Annotated in this window: 14 protein-coding genes; 8 read left to right on the top strand and 6 right to left on the bottom strand. The window is 65.2% G+C overall.

Features of this window, described 5'->3' with window-relative positions; all coding sequences use genetic code 11:
* Positions 1-2: 2 nt before the first annotated feature.
* Positions 3-809 (top strand): SDR family NAD(P)-dependent oxidoreductase, encoded by an 807-nt coding sequence (locus ACRQ5Q_RS38150; protein ID WP_128919295.1) that lies wholly within the window; start codon positions 3-5, stop codon positions 807-809.
* 176 nt (positions 810-985) lie between these two features.
* Here the strand turns inward: ACRQ5Q_RS38150 and ACRQ5Q_RS38145 are convergent, their stop codons facing one another.
* Positions 986-1,756: a hypothetical protein gene (locus ACRQ5Q_RS38145; protein ID WP_439371434.1), complete on the bottom strand. Its 771-nt coding sequence runs from the start codon at positions 1,754-1,756 to the stop codon at positions 986-988.
* 219 nt (positions 1,757-1,975) lie between these two features.
* Positions 1,976-3,520, bottom strand: a complete 1,545-nt coding sequence (locus ACRQ5Q_RS38140; RefSeq protein WP_439394937.1) for a cation:proton antiporter — start codon at positions 3,518-3,520, stop codon at positions 1,976-1,978.
* Positions 3,521-3,642: 122 nt separating this feature from the next.
* Between ACRQ5Q_RS38140 and ACRQ5Q_RS38135 the strand changes: the two genes are divergently transcribed.
* The 4 genes from ACRQ5Q_RS38135 (at position 3,643) to ACRQ5Q_RS38120 (ending at position 8,573) form a co-directional block, all read left to right on the top strand.
* Positions 3,643-4,407, top strand: coding sequence for a hypothetical protein (locus tag ACRQ5Q_RS38135; RefSeq protein WP_439371433.1), 765 nt, complete (start codon positions 3,643-3,645; stop codon positions 4,405-4,407).
* A gap of 242 nt (positions 4,408-4,649) precedes the next feature.
* The gene (locus ACRQ5Q_RS38130; protein ID WP_439394936.1) at positions 4,650-6,032 is read left to right on the top strand and encodes a tetratricopeptide repeat protein; all 1,383 of its coding nucleotides are present in this window, start codon (positions 4,650-4,652) and stop codon (positions 6,030-6,032) included.
* A 239-nt stretch (positions 6,033-6,271) separates the two neighbouring features.
* Positions 6,272-8,182, top strand: a complete 1,911-nt coding sequence (locus ACRQ5Q_RS38125; protein WP_439394934.1) for a propionyl-CoA synthetase — start codon at positions 6,272-6,274, stop codon at positions 8,180-8,182.
* Positions 8,183-8,306: 124 nt separating this feature from the next.
* Positions 8,307-8,573: a hypothetical protein gene (locus ACRQ5Q_RS38120; RefSeq protein ID WP_439375728.1), complete on the top strand. Its 267-nt coding sequence runs from the start codon at positions 8,307-8,309 to the stop codon at positions 8,571-8,573.
* Positions 8,574-8,678: 105 nt separating this feature from the next.
* On the opposite strand, the gene ACRQ5Q_RS38115 is transcribed toward ACRQ5Q_RS38120, so the two are convergent.
* Complete coding sequence (locus ACRQ5Q_RS38115; RefSeq protein WP_439371430.1) at positions 8,679-9,371, bottom strand: DUF1013 domain-containing protein; 693 nt, start codon at positions 9,369-9,371, stop codon at positions 8,679-8,681.
* 254 nt (positions 9,372-9,625) lie between these two features.
* Between ACRQ5Q_RS38115 and ispH the strand changes: the two genes are divergently transcribed.
* Genes ispH through rnhA form a run of 3 tightly spaced genes read left to right on the top strand, consistent with a single transcriptional unit; the run spans position 9,626 to position 12,045 of the window.
* Positions 9,626-10,594, top strand: a complete 969-nt coding sequence (gene ispH / locus ACRQ5Q_RS38110; RefSeq protein WP_439371429.1) for a 4-hydroxy-3-methylbut-2-enyl diphosphate reductase — start codon at positions 9,626-9,628, stop codon at positions 10,592-10,594.
* A 6-nt stretch (positions 10,595-10,600) separates the two neighbouring features.
* Positions 10,601-11,584: a homoserine kinase gene (locus tag ACRQ5Q_RS38105; RefSeq protein ID WP_439394932.1), complete on the top strand. Its 984-nt coding sequence runs from the start codon at positions 10,601-10,603 to the stop codon at positions 11,582-11,584.
* The gene (gene rnhA, locus ACRQ5Q_RS38100) at positions 11,581-12,045 is read left to right on the top strand and encodes a ribonuclease HI (RefSeq protein WP_260386696.1); all 465 of its coding nucleotides are present in this window, start codon (positions 11,581-11,583) and stop codon (positions 12,043-12,045) included. The genes ACRQ5Q_RS38105 and rnhA overlap by 4 nt, the downstream gene beginning before the upstream one ends.
* A gap of 125 nt (positions 12,046-12,170) precedes the next feature.
* Here the strand turns inward: rnhA and ACRQ5Q_RS38095 are convergent, their stop codons facing one another.
* The 3 genes from ACRQ5Q_RS38095 to ACRQ5Q_RS38085 form a co-directional block, all read right to left on the bottom strand.
* Positions 12,171-12,656 (bottom strand): peroxiredoxin, encoded by a 486-nt coding sequence (locus ACRQ5Q_RS38095; RefSeq protein ID WP_027575420.1) that lies wholly within the window; start codon positions 12,654-12,656, stop codon positions 12,171-12,173.
* Between the two features lie 182 nt (positions 12,657-12,838).
* Positions 12,839-14,524, bottom strand: coding sequence for a long-chain fatty acid--CoA ligase (locus ACRQ5Q_RS38090; RefSeq protein ID WP_439394931.1), 1,686 nt, complete (start codon positions 14,522-14,524; stop codon positions 12,839-12,841).
* 195 nt (positions 14,525-14,719) lie between these two features.
* Complete coding sequence (locus ACRQ5Q_RS38085; RefSeq protein ID WP_439394930.1) at positions 14,720-16,165, bottom strand: D-alanyl-D-alanine carboxypeptidase family protein; 1,446 nt, start codon at positions 16,163-16,165, stop codon at positions 14,720-14,722.
* Positions 16,166-16,253: the final 88 nt, after the last annotated feature.

Genomic DNA, 16,253 nt, shown 5'->3' with positions numbered 1-16,253 from the left:
CGATGGATCGGCTCAAGGGCAAGGTTGCGATGGTGGTGGGGGCCGGCTCGATCGGACCGGGCTGGGGCAACGGCAAGGCGACCGCGGTGACCTTTGCGCGCGAGGGCGCGCAGGTGTTTTGTGTCGACCGCAACGGCACTGCTGCCGAGGAGACCGCGAAGATCATCACCGGCGAAGGCGGCAAGGCGACGGCGTTCACGGCCGACGTCTCGCGTCCTGCCGAGATCGAGGCCATGGTCGCGGCGTGCCTGAAGGCCTATGGCCGCATCGACGTGCTCGACAACAATGTCGGCATCGCCGAGATGGGCAGCGTGGTCGAGGTCACCGAGGAAAGCTGGGACCGCGTCTTCAGCGTCAACCTCAAGAGTGCCTATTTCGCCATGAAGCACGTCATTCCCGTGATGGTGAAGCAGGGCGGCGGCTCAATCATCAACATCTCCTCGATCGCCTCGATCCGCCACATGGGCATCTCCTACGTCACCTACGGCACCTCCAAGGCGGCGATGAACCAGATGACGCGCACCACGGCGATCGAGTTCGCGCGCCATCATGTGCGCGTCAACGCGATCCTGCCCGGCCTGATGAAGACGCCGATGGTCGAACACTCCGCGGGCCTTGCGGCCAGCTACGCCAAGGGCGATGTCGAAGCGATGTGGCGCGCGCGCGACGCCCAGGTGCCGATGGGCCACATGGGCGACGCCTTCGACGTCGCCAACGCCGCGCTGTTTTTGGCGTCGGACGAGTCGAAATACGTGACGGGGATCGAGCTGGTGGTGGACGGCGGGATTACCTGCAAGGCGGGGGCATAACGCACTTCAACCAACTCCGTCATCCTGAGGTGCGAAGCGCGCGGTGCAGAGCGTCGCGCGCGGGGAGCCTCGAAGGATGAACGGCCCCGATGTAGCCGGGCCGTCGCCCTTCGAGGGCTGCTGAAGAAGCGGCCACCTCAGGGTGACGGGGTCACTTTGGCGTTGCCGCTACAGAGTTACTGCGCCAGCGCCAGAACCCCGCCGGCAAAGGCGTGCCACGCGGTTGTCTCGCTGATCGGCCAGTTCAGCACCTTCACCGCCAGCAGCGCGAGCGTGCCGTAAATGTAGACCGGATGAACCCGGCCCTCCGCGCGCCAGTCGCGCACCATGGCGACGACGAGCAGGAGCGACGCAACCACGGCCGGCGCGATCGTCACGGGCACCGGCGGCGGGCCGGGCGGTCCGGGAGGCGCGAGGAAGGTGAGGAACCAGCGCGCGATCGCGGCGTCGAGGATCGAGACTGCGGCGAGCAGCATCAGGCGCTTGTGAATCTCGGGCTTGCGTGTGTTCATGACGGCGAGCACGAAGACGATTGCGAAGAACGCAATCCCGCTCATCGGCACGATCGAGAACGAGATGCCCGCGTCGGTCTGTCCGAGCGCGGCCGCGTGCTTCATTGACGTCACCGAGGCGAGGAAGCCGAAGATCGTCATTGCGGTCGCGATCGACACGCCGACGATGCCGACCGAGCGGTGATTGACCACGCGGCCCGAGCCCGCGAGCCAGGTCTGGAGCACGAAATAGAGAGACCATGTGAAGAACAACAATCCGTGGAAATGAATCACCGGGCTTGCGGAGAATGTCCGGTGGACGAGCGGCATCCAATAGGTCGGTGCGAAACCGAGAAAGGCCGTCGCCGCGCAGGCCAGGGCCATGTGGAAATAAAAATATCGTGCAGGCGACGCATCACGCGCGCGTACACGACGGTCGTCGATCAGGGTTGTCATCAGGGATGAGTCTGGAGAGACGGTGTTTGGTTCAAAGTCCCCCCGTGCACCGTCCGGTGTCGTCCCGGACAAGCGTAAGCGCAGATCCGGGACCCTAATCGCAAGAGGTAGTTGTATCGCTCGCTGGCAACTCCGAGTCTTCGACAAGCATGATTTCGTGGCCATGGGTCCCGGATCTACGCGCGCTTTAGGCGCGCTTGTCCGGGACGACAGCGGAGGTTAACCGCCAGCGCTCAGTTCTGCGCGGTCGAGCTCCTCCTCGAGCCGGTGGAACGCGTCGTCGCCGATCACCTCGGTGGCACGAAGGTCGAAGATGGATTTGCGCGCGGCCTCGATGGCGCGGCGGCGCAGGGGATCGGCGGGCAATTCGCCGTTGGCGATGCCGCCGTTCGGATCGGTCTCGGTCTGCATCAGGATGGCTCGATATTCGAGCCGCAGGATTTCCGCTTCCTCCGACGGATCGCTCTCGATTGCATCGAGCGCCGCGCGATAGGCGACCGCGCGACCGCGCGCGACCTCGATGCCGACGGGATCGTCGTCCTTGAGGTCGAGGGTGAGGATCAGCGGCCGCAGCGTCAGACCCTGGATGATGAGCGACCCCAGCACAACGGCAAAGGCGATGAAGACGATGAAGTCGCGATAGGGAAAATTCTCCGGCAGCGCGAACGCGGTGGCGAGCGTGACGAGGCCGCGCATGCCGCACCAGGAGATGATGAGGCCGCCTTTCGGCGAGGCCACCTGCTTCGGATCCCTGGGATGGTACAGGTTGTGCGCGATCAGCACGCGCAACGTCGTGCGATAGAACGTCACCCAGAACAGCCGGACCAGGACCACCGTGAGCAGGATCCAGGCCGCAGCCACGCAATATTCCCAGCGCACGTCGGCATCGAGCCGTGTCCAGATCGGCCGCATCTGCATGCCGATCAGCATGAAGGCCAGCACGTTGAGCACGAACACCATCGTCTCCCACACCGCATAGGACGGTACTCGCAGGCGGGCCGGGATGCGCGCCGGCGCTGTGCGCGCGAGGGAAATGGCGTAGATCACGATGGTGAGGATGCCGGACAGGCCGAGATGCTCGGCACCGATCCAGATCATGAAGGTGGTGGCGAACTGAACGATGATCGCGCTCGGGGCTTCCGTCACGCGCTCCATGACGGGCGCAATGAGGCGGGCTGCGAGCAGGCCGGCGATGACGCTGCCGACCAGCGCCAGGGCCATGGTCGGCGCGACCTGGCTCCATGTCAGATGCTCGGTTGCGACCGCGCCGACCGCGATGCGGTAGATCAGGAGCGCGCTCGCATCGTTGAGCAGGCTTTCGCCCTCCAGCACCTTCACCATGCGATGGGGCAGCTTCACCTGGCTCAGGATCGCGACCGCGGCAGCCGCATCCGGCGGCGCCACGATGGCGCCGAGCGCAACCGCGGCGGCCCATGGCATGTCGGGCGTCAACCGGTGCGCGACGAAGGCGACGCCCGCCGTGGTCAGGCCGACGGCGGCGACGACCAGGGTGGAGACCGGAACCCAGTTGTGGCGCAGGTCGCGCAGCGAGGTGTCGAAAGCGGCATCGAGCAGGACCGGTGCGACAAAAAGCGCCAATGCGAGGTCCGGCTCCAGCGCCCAGCTCGGACTGTTCGGAACGAAAGCGATCAGGGCGCCGCCGATGGCGAGAAAGGTCGGGTAGGGGACCTTGATCCGCCGCGCCAGCGCCGATAAGGCAACGGCGCCAAGCAGCAGGGCGATGATCCATTCGAATGTCGACACGATAGTCCCCGAGACCGATTGGTGCCACAAGCTAGCACCAATCCGGCCGTATGATGGATAACGCGGCCCCAAGGCAAGAGTCCCAAGGCAAGAGTGAAGCAAGACTTCCGACTGCAACAAGCATGCGTTTTCAAAAACTCGTCCAATGGTCGGCTGCCGCAGCGCTCTCGGCGCTTCCGATCGGCGCGGTCCATGCCGCGACCGGCGGCGAGCCGGCGGCTGTCACGCAGGTCGATATCGCGGCTTGCCTCGCGGCCACCGCGGCCGACGACATCGACAAGGCGAATTCCGCCTGCGCCGCCGTGATCGACAACGAGAAGGCGGCGAAGGCGGACCTGGTCAGAGCGCTGATCGCGCGCGGCGCGCTCCATGCGCGGCACGACCAGATCGAACGTGCGATTGCCGACGACAGCCGCGCTCTTCTGCTCGACCCCACGCTCGCCGACATCTTCAACGCGCGCGGCGAACTCTGGCTGAAGAAGGGCGACAGGCCGAGGGCGGTGCAGGACTTCGGCGCCGCGCTCAAGATCGATCCGAACCACGAGAAGGCCAAGGCCAATCACAAGGCGATGGCGCGAGAGCTCGAGCGCATCGGCGCGCAGATGGCGGTCGCGGGCAGGCCCAGCTTCAACTGCGCGCGCGCAGGCCGCGCCGTGGAGAAGGCGATCTGCGGCAACCGCGAGCTCGCCGATCTCGACCGCGAGATCTATGGCTCGCATCTGCGCGCCGTCCGCGAGGCCCAGAGCCCGGCGGAGGCGCGGAAGATCCAGCGCGAGCAGGACGATTTCATCGCGCGCAGGAACACCGGATACGGCCGGCCGGGCTATGATCTGAAGAAGGCGATGCAGGACAGGCTGCAACAGATCAACGGGGTGGACGGGTATTGAGGATCTTCGCCTCTGCCCGCGTGCGGGGAGAGGCCGGAATGCGAGCGAAGCGCGAATTCCGGGTGAGGGGAGTCTCCGCGAATCCAGCTGCCACCTCGTTTGGGGAGAGCCCCCCTCACCCCAGCCCTCTCCCCGCAAGCGGACGAGGGAGCAGGCGCTCGTGCGCCCCTTACGGCGTGAATTGAACCCAATCCTCACCCGCCGCGACAATGGTGAAAACCTGATGTCACGGAGCCTTCACGATGTGCGGCACGCATTCTTCCGCGCAAATGCCCCCGTTTGACAATATCTGGCTCCGCGCCTTCTTCCTCGGTGCGGCTATGGGCCTGACCCTGATCGGTCCGGCTTCTGCCGGCACGGATTGCGTGCCGGGCAGCAAGGCTGCTACCGCGGAACTGATCTCCGCGTGCGGCGCCATCATCGACCAGACGGCAAATCCGGCGTCTGAACGCTCCATGGCCCTCGTCGCTCGCGCCGAAGCCAATGCGCGAACCTCCGGAGGCCAGTCGCAGGCGCTGAGCGATCTAGACCGCGCCATCGCGCTCGACGGCAAGAACGCAAGGGCCTGGCGCGTGCGCGGCGACCTCTTGCGTGAGGCCGGCGGTGACCTCAACCGGGCGGCGGCAGATCTGACCAAGGCGATCGAGATCGATCCACAGGATGCGGAATCCTACGAGCTGCGCGGCGTCGTCTACACCAACCAGCATCGCTTCGACCGCGCCATTGCAGACTACGATCAGGCCATCAAGCTGAAGCCGGATTCCGCCCAGGCCTGGTCGGACCGCGGCGCGACTTTCTATCTGCGCGGTGACTACGACAAGGCCGTCGCTGACCTCAGTGAGGCGCTGCGGCTCGATCCGAACCGGGCGCGCAGTTACACCAATCGTGGCGCCGCCTACAAGAAGCTCGGCCAGCTCGACAAGGCGATCGCAGACGACAGCGAGGCGATCCGGCTCGATCCGAAGGTGCCGGAGTATTTCGACAATCGCGGTCTCACCTATGCCGCCATGAAGGAGTACGACAAGGCGATCGCCGATTACGATCAGGCGATCCGTCTCGAGCAGCGGGTGAACTTCCTGACCAACCGCGGCGACTCCTACCAGTTCAAGGGCGAGCTCGGTGCTGCGCTGTCGGACTACAATGACGCGCTGAAACTCGATCCGGATTTTGCCAAGACCTACAACAACCGCGCCGTGCTCTACAAGAAGATGGGCGAGCGCAAGAAGGCGCTGGCCGACTACGAGGCGACGTTGCGGCTCGATCCCGCCAATGAGAACGCGCTCAACGGCCGCCGCGCGATGATCGCCGAGATCGCAAAATTCGGCGGCGAGCCGGCCCGTGTGCTGAACGCCGCTGCCAGCGACCCATCGTTCGACTGCGCCTCCGCCAAGCGCGAGGTCGAGAAGGTGATCTGCGCCGATCCGCACCTCGGCGTGCTCGACCGCCAGATCGCCGAGGCCTACGAGCGCGTGCTGAAATCCGCGAGCAAGCGCTCGGCGGAGGGTCTGCGCAAGTCCCAGCGCGATTTCCTCGTCACGCGCGGTGCAAGCTTCCGTCGTCCCGGCTACGATCTGAAGAAGGTCATGCAGGAGCGGCTGCGGAAGCTGAACGCGATCGAGAGCTGAGGCGGGGTTCGAGTCTCCGCGAGTCCAACTGCCGCCGTCTCCGGGGAGACTTCCCCTCACCCCGACCCTCTCCCTGCAAGCGGGGAGAGGGGAAGGACACCATCCTTTTCGGCTTGAACCGCGGCCCGTTCCCGGGAAAATAGCCCCCAAACAAGGCCGGCGATTGATCCTGGTCATGGCGGGACGCCTGTCCTGCCACAAGGGTCAGGCCAGGCCATAAAGGGAACGGGAGCGCGGGAATGAACGTCCAGGGAAAGAGTCGTTATCATGAGGTCCATGCGCGCTCGCTGGCCGATCCCGAGGGCTTCTGGGGCGAGGCGGCCAGGGAGATCGACTGGATCGAGCGGCCGAAAAAGGTCTTCGATGCCTCGCAGGGACCCTATGGCCGCTGGTTCGCCGGCGGCGTCGTCAACACCTGCTACAACGCGCTCGACCGCCATGTCGAAGGCGACCGCGCCGACCAGGTCGCGCTGATCCACGATTCGCCGCTCACGAACTCGATCACCAAACTGACCTATGCCGAGCTGCTCGGCGAGGTGCAGGCGCTTGGCGCCATCATGCAGGATTTCGGCGTCGCCAAGGGCGACCGCGTCATCCTCTACATGCCGATGGTGCAGGAGGCGGTGGTCGCCATGCTCGCCTGCGCACGCATCGGCGCGGTGCACTCCGTGGTGTTCGGCGGCTTTGCCGCGAAGGAGCTCGCCACCCGCATCGACGATGCGCAGCCCAAGCTGATCCTGTCGGCGAGCTGCGGCATCGAGCCCGGCCGCATCGTGCAGTACAAGCCGCTGCTCGACGAGGCGATCAAGCTTGCCGGCAGCAAGCCGAAGGCCTGCATCGTGCTGCAGCGTCCGCAGTTCACCTGCGATCTCACGCCCGGCCGCGACTATGATTGGGCGAGCCTGCGCCGCAAGGCGATCAACGACGGCAAGAAGGCCCCTTGCGTTCCCGTGGCCGCGACCGATCCGCTCTATATCCTCTACACCTCGGGCACGACGGGCATTCCCAAGGGCGTCGTGCGCGACAATGGTGGCCATCTCGTTGCGGTGAAATGGTCGATGTTCAACCTCTATGGCGTCAAGCCGGGCGAAGTCTGGTGGTGCGGCTCCGACATCGGCTGGGTGGTTGGCCACAGCTACATCATCTATGGCCCGCTGCTGCATGGCGCGACCTCGATCATGTACGAGGGCAAGCCGGTCGGCACGCCCGATGCCGGCGCGTTCTGGCGGGTCATCAGCGAGCACAAGGCGGTCGCCTTGTTCACCGCGCCCACCGCGTTCCGGGCGATCCGGAAAGAGGATCCGGACGGGAAGTTCATCAGGCAATATGACCTGTCCAAATTCCGCACGCTGTTCCTCGCCGGCGAGCGCGCCGATCCGCCGACGGTGGAATGGGCGGAGCAGCAGCTGAAGGTGCCCGTCATCGACCATTGGTGGCAGACCGAGACCGGATGGTGCATCGCCGGCAATCCGGTGGGCCTCGGAATGCTGTCGGTGAAGCACGGCTCGCCGACGGTGCCGATGCCGGGCTACCAGGTCGACGTGGTGGATGAGGCAGCGAAGCCGGTGCCTGCGAACACCATGGGCTCGATCGTGATAAAACTGCCGATGCCGCCGGGCTGCCTGCCGACGCTGTGGAATCAGGACGCGCGCTTCAAGGAAGCTTATTTGAGCGAATTCCCCGGCTACTACAAAACTTCCGACGCCGGCTACAAGGACGAGGACGGCTATGTCTTCGTCATGGGCCGCACCGACGACATCATCAATGTCGCCGGCCACCGCCTGTCGACCGGCGGCATGGAGGAGATCCTGGCCTCGCATCCCGATGTCGCCGAATGCGCCGTGCTCGGCGTCAAGGACGCGATCAAGGGCGAGGTGCCCTGCGGCTTCCTGGTGCTCAAGGCCGGCGTGAAGCGCGCCCCTGCCGAGATCGAGAAGGAGATCATCGCGCTGGTGCGCGACAAGCTCGGTCCGGTCGCCGCCTTCAAGCTCGCCATCACCGTGGGCCGACTGCCCAAGACGCGCTCCGGCAAGATCCTGCGCGGCACCATCAAGAAGATCGCCGACGGCGAGGCGTGGACCATGCCGGCGACGATCGAGGATCCCAAGGTGCTGGACGAGATCGGCGAGGCGCTGAAGGGAAGGGTGTGAGGTCTTGCTCTTCGATCGTCATGCCCGGGCTTGACCCAGCCATCCATCAATGAGCAATCAATTGCCTTGATTTCGATGGATTGCCGGGTCAAGCCCGGCAATGACGAATGAGACAGGACCGACAATGTTAGCCAAGCTCGCGCAGTACGGGGCCATCTCCCTGCTCGCCATCGCTCTCTCCGCCTGCTCGGCGCGCTACCAGACGCCGGTGGCGATGGGCGGCGACGATGACGACGCGGTGTGCCAGAGCCGCGGCTACGCCCAGGGCTCGCCGGAATACGTGGCCTGCCGCAAGGACCGCGACGTCCAGCGCAACGCTGCCGCCGCGCGCGCCGACCGCCGTCAGCGCGACCTCGGCGAATACATGCTGAACAATCCGGTGCGGCCGTAGGCGCAGTTCGGTCCGTAGCCCGGATGCATTGCCGACCAAACAAAAATGCGGCAGGTTTTCCTGCCGCATTTTGATTTTGTTCGATCGCGAACGAAGAGCGGAGCCTTACTCTTCTTCGTCCTGCTTCTTGCCGCCGAGCGTCTTCAGCTTGGCGAACACGGCGTCGACGTTGAGGTCGTCGCTGGACTTTTCCGCCGGCTCGTATTCGTCCTTGCGGGTGGTCTCGGAGGCCGGCAGCAGGGTGGCGCCGCCATAGGCCGCGTCGATCGGCTTTTCCTTCGCCGCGCGCTGCACTTCGAAATCGAGCTCGATCTGCGAGCAGAGGCCAAGGGTGACGGGATCGATCGGGGTCAGCTGGGAGGTGTTCCAGTGGGTGCGGTCGCGCACGCTGGCGATGGTGCTCTTGGTGGTGCCGACCAGGCGCATGATCTGGGCGTCCTTGAGTTCGGGATGGCTGCGCAGCAGCCAGAGGATCGCGCTCGGACGCTCGTGGCGGCGTGAGACCGGGGTGTAGCGCGGGCCCTTGCGCTTGGGCTGCGGCGGCAGCACCACCTTGCTCTCCTGGAGGCGAAGCCGGTAATCCGGGTTCTTCTCACCCCGCTCGATCTCTTCGCGGGTGAGCTGGCCATTGGAGAGGGGATCCATGCCCTTGATGCCCTGGGCGGCGTCGCCGTCGGCGATGGCGCGCACCTCGAGGGGGTGCATCTTGGTGAAATCGGCGACCTGGTCGAAGGTCAGCGCGGTGTTATCGAGCAGCCAGACGGCGGTCGCCTTGGGCATCAGAGGTGCGTTGCTCATGGCAAATCTCCTTTGTGCTTCGCCCACCCCTCTGGAGGCGAAACCGGTGGTCATCAGCGATGACAGGGAATTCGCGCTATATAAGCCCGGAGGGGCTGGCCACGCAATGGTTCTGCTATAGATAGTGCCTTGACAGCGCCCGAAAGGGGGCCCAATTCCCTCTGCAGTCCCGTAAGCCCGTACCTAAGCCCTATTCATCCATCCGACCGCTTCCCGCCCCATTTGGCGAGGTGATTCGGTCCCGAGATCGCCCAATGTCAGCCAAACCAGACCTCAAGATCGTGCTTTGTTCTCCCCGCGGCTTCTGTGCGGGGGTGGTGCGGGCGATCGACACCGTGGAACGGGCGCTCGATAAGTACGGCGCGCCCGTCTATGTTCGCCATGAGATTGTGCACAACAAGTACGTCGTCGATGGGTTGAAGAAGAAGGGCGCCATCTTCGTCGAGGAACTGGCCGAAATCCCGGAGAATACCACCGCACCGGTGGTGTTCTCGGCCCATGGCGTGCCGAAATCGGTTCCGGCCGACGCCCAGTCCCGCAATCTGTTTTCGCTGGACGCGACCTGCCCGCTGGTGACCAAGGTGCACCGCGAGGCCGCGATCCACTTCAAGCGCGGCCGCGAGATCTTCCTGATCGGCCATTCCCATCATCCGGAGGTGGTCGGCACGCTCGGCCAGCTTCCGCCCGGCGCCGTGACGCTGATCGAGACCGCCGAGGACGCCAAGACCATCAGGCCGAAGGACCCCGATAACCTCGCCTTCGTGACCCAGACCACGCTGTCGATCGACGATACCGCGGAGATCGTCGCGCTGCTCAAGGAGCGCTTCCCGAACATCAACGGCCCGCACAAGGAAGACATCTGCTACGCCACCACCAACCGCCAGCTCGCGGTGAAGAAGGTGGCGCCGGTGGTGGACGCGCTCATCGTCGTCGGTGCTCCCAATTCGTCGAACTCGCAGCGCCTGCGTGAGGTCGCCGAGCGCGAGGGCTGCAGGATCGCGGTGCTGGCGCAGCGCGCCGCCGACATCGACTGGGGCAAGTTCGGCAACATCACGAGCCTCGGCATCACCGCGGGCGCTTCCGCGCCGGAAGTGATCGTCGAGGAGATCATGGACGCGTTCGCCGAGCGCTACACCCTGCATGTGGAGACGGTCTCGGCCGCGGAGGAGAACGAGTTCTTCCCGCTGCCGCGTCAGGTGCGCCCCGAAGCTGCCGCCGAGTAGACCCATATGGCGGTCTACACCGACGTCGCCGCCGACGAGCTTGCGGATTTCCTGAAGCAATACGATCTCGGCGAACTGCTATCCTACAAGGGCATTGCCGAGGGCGTCGAGAATTCCAACTTCCTGCTGCACACCAGCCAGGGGTCGTTCATCCTCACGCTCTACGAGAAACGCGTGGCGAAGAACGATCTGCCGTTCTTCCTCGCGCTGATGACGCATCTGGCCGAGCATGGCGTCAATTGCCCGCTGCCGGTGAAGGGACGGGACGGCGAGGCGCTGCGCGAATTGTCGGGCCGGCCCGCCGCGATCATCACCTTTCTCGAGGGCGTCTGGCCGCGCAAGCCGAACGCGACCCATTGCGCCGGCGTCGGCGATGGGTTGGCGCGGATGCATCTGGCCGGCGCCAATTTCGCGGTTCGGCGTGCCAATGCGCTGTCGGTTGCGGGCTGGCGGCCGCTGTTCGACGCGGCGGCAAACCGGGCCGACGAGGTGCAGCCCGGCCTGCGCGCCTTTCTCGCCGCCGAGCTCGATCATCTCGCGAGCGGGATCTGGCCGACCAACCTGCCCGAGGGTGTGATCCACGCCGACCTCTTCAACGACAACGCCTTCTTCCTCGGCGACAAGCTCTCCGGCATCATCGACTTCACCTTCGCCTGCAACGACATGCTGGCCTATGACGTCGCGATCTGCCTCAACGCCTGGTGCTTCGAGCCGGATCACTCCTTCAACGTGACCAAGGCGCGCGCCTTCCTCAATGCCTATGGCCGCGTGCGCAAGCTCTCCGAGGCGGAAGAGACGGCGCTGCCGCTGCTGGCGCGCGGTGCTGCGATCCGCTTCCTGCTGACGCGGCTGGTGGACTGGCTCAACGTGCCGCCCGGCGCGCTGGTCAAGCCGAAGGATCCCTTGGAATATGTCCGCAAGCTGCGCTTCCATCAGAGCGTATCGAGCGTGCGCGATTACGGGCTGATGCCGTCAGGATTGGTCGCGTGAGCGAAAAGCCGGTCGTCACGATCTATACGGATGGGGCCTGCTCGGGAAATCCGGGGCCCGGCGGCTGGGGCGCGATCCTGAAGTTCGGCGACAAGGAAAAAGAGCTGAACGGCGGTGAACGTCACACCACCAACAACCAGATGGAGCTGATGGCGGCGATCTCAGCGCTCGAGGCGTTGAAGAAGCCGTGCACGGTCGATCTCTACACCGACAGCCAGTATGTCCGGCAGGGCATCACCGGCTGGATCTTCGGCTGGAAGCGCAACGGGTGGCGCACCGCCGACAAGAAGCCGGTGAAGAATGTCGAGCTATGGCAGCGCCTCGACGCCGCCTTGAAGCAGCACGAGGTGCGCTGGCACTGGGTCAAGGGCCACGCCGGTCACCCCGAGAACGAGCGTGCCGATCAGCTGGCGCGCGACGGGATCGCGAAGGCGCGGTTGCAGCAGCGTGTGGCGGAGTAGGCCGCGCGGCGCATTCGCTTGTGCCGTCATCGCGCGCCCCCAATCCCCGTTGTCATCCCGGCTTTGTGCGCAATTGCGCACCAGGCGGGACGGGGCCGAGTGAATGGCTGCAGGCGGTGGCCGCCTTACAGCTGCCCCAGCAGCGTATCACCGCCGGAGACCTCGACCTTGCCGGGCATGGCTTCGAGGTTGAGCTTCTTCACCACGCCGTCCTCGACCAGCATCGAATAGCGCTTGGAGCGGATGCCGAGGCCGTTGGCGGAGGCATCGAGCTCCATGCCGATCGCCTTGGTGAAGTCGGCGTTGCCGTCGGCGAGGAAGACAGCTTCGTCGCGCTGGTCGGTGTCACGCTTCCAGGCGTTCATGACGAAAGCGTCGTTGACGGAGACGATGGCGATGGTGTCGACACCCTTGTCCTTGATGGCGTAGGCGTTCAGGAAGATGCTCGGCAGATGCATCTTGTGGCAGGTGCCGGTATAGGCGCCGGGCACGGCGAACAGCGCCACCTTCTTGCCCTTGAAGATATCGTCGGTGGTCTTGACCTGCGGGCCGTCGGCCGTCATTACGCGGAATTTCGCCTCGGGCAGCTTGTCGCCGGTCTGGATCGCCATCGTCGTTTCTCCATGGAAAGGGGCTGGGGGGCTGTTCTAGAGCATTTTACCGCCGGAGGGAAACGGCTTCACCGCGCTGTGATGAGGCCGTGGTGCTTATTTCTGGTCATTGCTTCGCTGCGCTCGCTATGACGAACGGGCGCGCCGGTGCGCGCCCGTTCGGGACGGCCAGCAACGCTGCCTTACGCCGCCTCCGCCTTTTTCTCGTCCCGAAGCTGCCTGCGCAGGATCTTGCCGACGTTTGTCTTCGGCAGGTCGTTGCGGAATTCGATGTGCTTGGGCACCTTGTAGCCGGTGAGCTGCTCGTGACAGAACTTGATCACGGCTTCCGCCGTGAGGTTCGGGTCCTTCTTCACCACGAAGGCCTTCACCGCCTCGCCCGACTTGGAATCGGGGATGCCGATCACGGCGCATTCGAGCACGCCCGGATGGCTCGCGATCACCTCCTCGACCTCGTTGGGATAGACGTTGAAGCCGGAGACCAGGATCATGTCCTTCTTGCGATCGACGATCTTGATGTAGCCCTTCTCGTCCATGATGCCGATGTCGCCGGTGCGGAAATATCCGTCCGCCGTCATCACCTTGGCGGTCTCTTCCGGCCTGTTCCAGTAGCCCGACATCACCTGCGGGCCCTTGGCGCAGATCTCGCCGGCCTGGCCGAGCGGCACTTCGTTGCCGTCATCGTCGCGGATCGAGATCCAGGTCGAGGGCACGGGGATGCCGATCGATCCCGAGAACTCGGTCGTGGTCGCGGGGTTGCAGGTCAGCGTCGGCGAGGTCTCCGACAGGCCGTAGCCTTCGGCGATGAAGCAGCCCGTCATCGCTTTCCACTGCTCCGCGACAGGGCGCTGCACCGCCATGCCGCCGCCGTTGGAGATCTTCAGCTTGGAGAAGTCGAGCTTCTTGAAATCGGGATGGTGCATCAGGCCGTTGTAAAGCGTGTTGACGGCCGGGAAGCTGTTGACCTGGTATTTCGCCAGCTCCTTGACGAAGCCGGCGATGTCGCGCGGGTTCGGGATCAGGAGATTGCAGCCGCCGGCGCGCACCGCGAGCAGGTAGCAGGCCGTCAGCGCGAAGATGTGATAGAGCGGCAGCGCGCAGACGATCATCAACTGCTCGACATGCGGCGGTGCGGCGAGCGCCGGCTGCAGCCAGGCGTCGTTCTGCAGCACGTTGGCGACGATGTTGCGGTGGAGCAGGGTCGCGCCCTTGGAGACGCCAGTGGTGCCGCCGGTATATTGCAGGAAGGCGACGTCGCCCGGCGACAGTTTTGGCTTGTTGAACGTCATGCCGCGGCCGGATGACAGCGCGTCGTTGAACGGCACCGAGCCGGGCAGCGACCAGGCCGGCACCATCTTCTTGACGCGGCGGACGACGAGATTGACGATCACGCCCTTGAAGCCGAGCAGGTCGCCCATGCTGGCGACGACGACGTGCTTCACCGGCGTCCTGGCAATCACCTGCTCGACCGTGTGCGCAAAATTCTCCAGCACGATGATGGCTTCGGCGCCGGAATCCTTGAGCTGATGTTCGAGTTCGCGCGGGGTGTAGAGCGGGTTGACGTTGACGACGGCGAAGCCTGCGCGCAGCACCGCGGCGGTGGCGACCGGATATTGCAGCACGTTCGGCATCATGATGGCGACGCGCGCGCCGCTCTGCAGCCCGCGTCCCTGCAAGTACGCGGCGAGCGCAACCGACATCTGGTCGAGGTCGCGATAACTGATCGACTTGTCCATGCAGATGAACGCCTTGCGGTCGGCGAACTTGGTGAAGCTCTCCTCCAGCAGGTCGACCAGCGATGCGTATTGCGTCGGCTCGATGTCGGCGGGCACGCCGGGCGGATATTGCTTGAGCCAGATGCGCTCCATGGAAAACTCCCCTCGATTTACCAGAGCCCGTTGTGTCTCGGGCTTGCCTCATTGCCGCCAGTATCGAGCCTGCCGGAACGGGTGGCAAGCCGTCGAGGCTTAGGTCAAAGGTCGGGGAGTGGCTACTGGAATCGTCGCAAACCCGCTTGCCGCAGGTGCGAAGCGCGGGCCGCTGTTTCAGCCTCGCCGGGCGCGTTAACTATTGTTGGCCGGCTTGGCGGGAGGCTTGGTTGCGGCCTTGGGCTTGGCGGGCTTTGCGGCCTGGTCGCCGCTCGCGGCGGTCTTTGCCGCTGCATCGGGCTTTGCTGCGGCATGCTTGGTCCCAGCCGGCTTGGCTGCGCTCTTGCCGTCGGCCGGTTTGGCATCCGGCTTTGCCGCCGCCGTCTTGGCGTCCTTCGGCTTGTCGGCGGGTTTGTCTGCTGCATCGGGCTTCTTGGCGACGCGCGACTTCTTGCCATGCGGCTTTGGCGTCGCCTGCTGGTCGGCATCGGCCGCGACCGCCGCGATCAGAGCCGGGCCGGTGCGGGTCGGGCCGGTATAGACCAGCACGGGCTCGGCCGCCGCCGGCGCCGAGGCCATCAGCTCGGAGGCCTTCATCAAAGGCGGCTGGAGGCCGGCCGTGAAGAAGGTCACCTGGGCTTCACCGCCGGTCGCGGAGGCCGACCCGGACGTGCCGCCATTGGCAGCGATCAGCGCGTCGTCGTCGTCGCTCGCCGGCCGCTTGCGATGACCGCCGCACATCTCGTCGCGCAGGTTCGGTGGCGAGGCATCGACCGGCACCAGCCTGTCGACGGTGCCAAGCGACGGGCGGAGCCAGGTGAGGCCGTCCTGGCTGAAGCCGCGCTCGAGCAGCTGCGCCGCCTTCACCGCGCGCGCGGTGCCGGAGTTCGCACCCAGCACCACCGCGATCAGGCGCCGTCCGTTGCGCGTCGCCGAGGCCACGAGATTATAGCCCGAGGCGCAGATGAAGCCGGTCTTGAAACCGTCGGCGCCGGGATAGCGGCCGATCAGCTTGTTGAAATTGCCGGTGACGCGCTTGCCGAAGCGGATCGCCGGGATGTGCACGAAGTATTCGTACTCGGGCAGGTCGCGCAGGAACGAGCGGGCGAGAATGCCGAGGTCGCGGGCCGAGGTGATCTGCCCGTCGGCGGGCAGACCGTTCGGATTGACGTAGCTCGTCTGCGTCATGCCGAGCTTCTGCGCGGTGTCGTTCATCATGGCCGAGAAGCCGTCGATCGAGCCGCCGACGCCTTCGGCGAGCACCACGGCCATGTCGTTCGCCGACTTCACCATCATCATCTTCAGGGCGTTGTCGACGGTGACCTGCGTTCCGGGGCGGAACCCCATCTTCGACGGCGATTGCGAGGCGGCCGTCGGCGACACCGTGAGCAGCGTGTCGAGTGTGAGCCTACCGTCCTTCACCGCCTTTAGCGTCACATAGGCTGTCATGATCTTGGTGACGGAGGCCGGATACCAGGGAATGGTCGCATTGTCCGCCTGCAGAACCTTGCCGCTGTCCGCCTCGATCAGCAGCAGCGCTTCGGCGCTCGCCGAATGCGGGACGAGCAGCGCGCCGCAACCGAGGATCGCGGCGAACAGGTTGAACAGGGATTTGCGAAGCAGCGGGCGAAAGGCGTGCACTATCCGATTCCGGTCCTTGGAGATCCGCCTGATACGGGCGGTTCTCGTGATCTGAGTTTCGGGTTCTGAAATCCGGCGCCGCCGCTTG

This window comes from Bradyrhizobium sp. PMVTL-01, assembly GCF_051861855.1.
GTDB lineage: Bacteria > Pseudomonadota > Alphaproteobacteria > Rhizobiales > Xanthobacteraceae > Bradyrhizobium.
The sequence above is the reverse complement of the archived record's forward strand: the minus strand, read 5'-3'. Positions and strand labels throughout refer to the sequence as shown.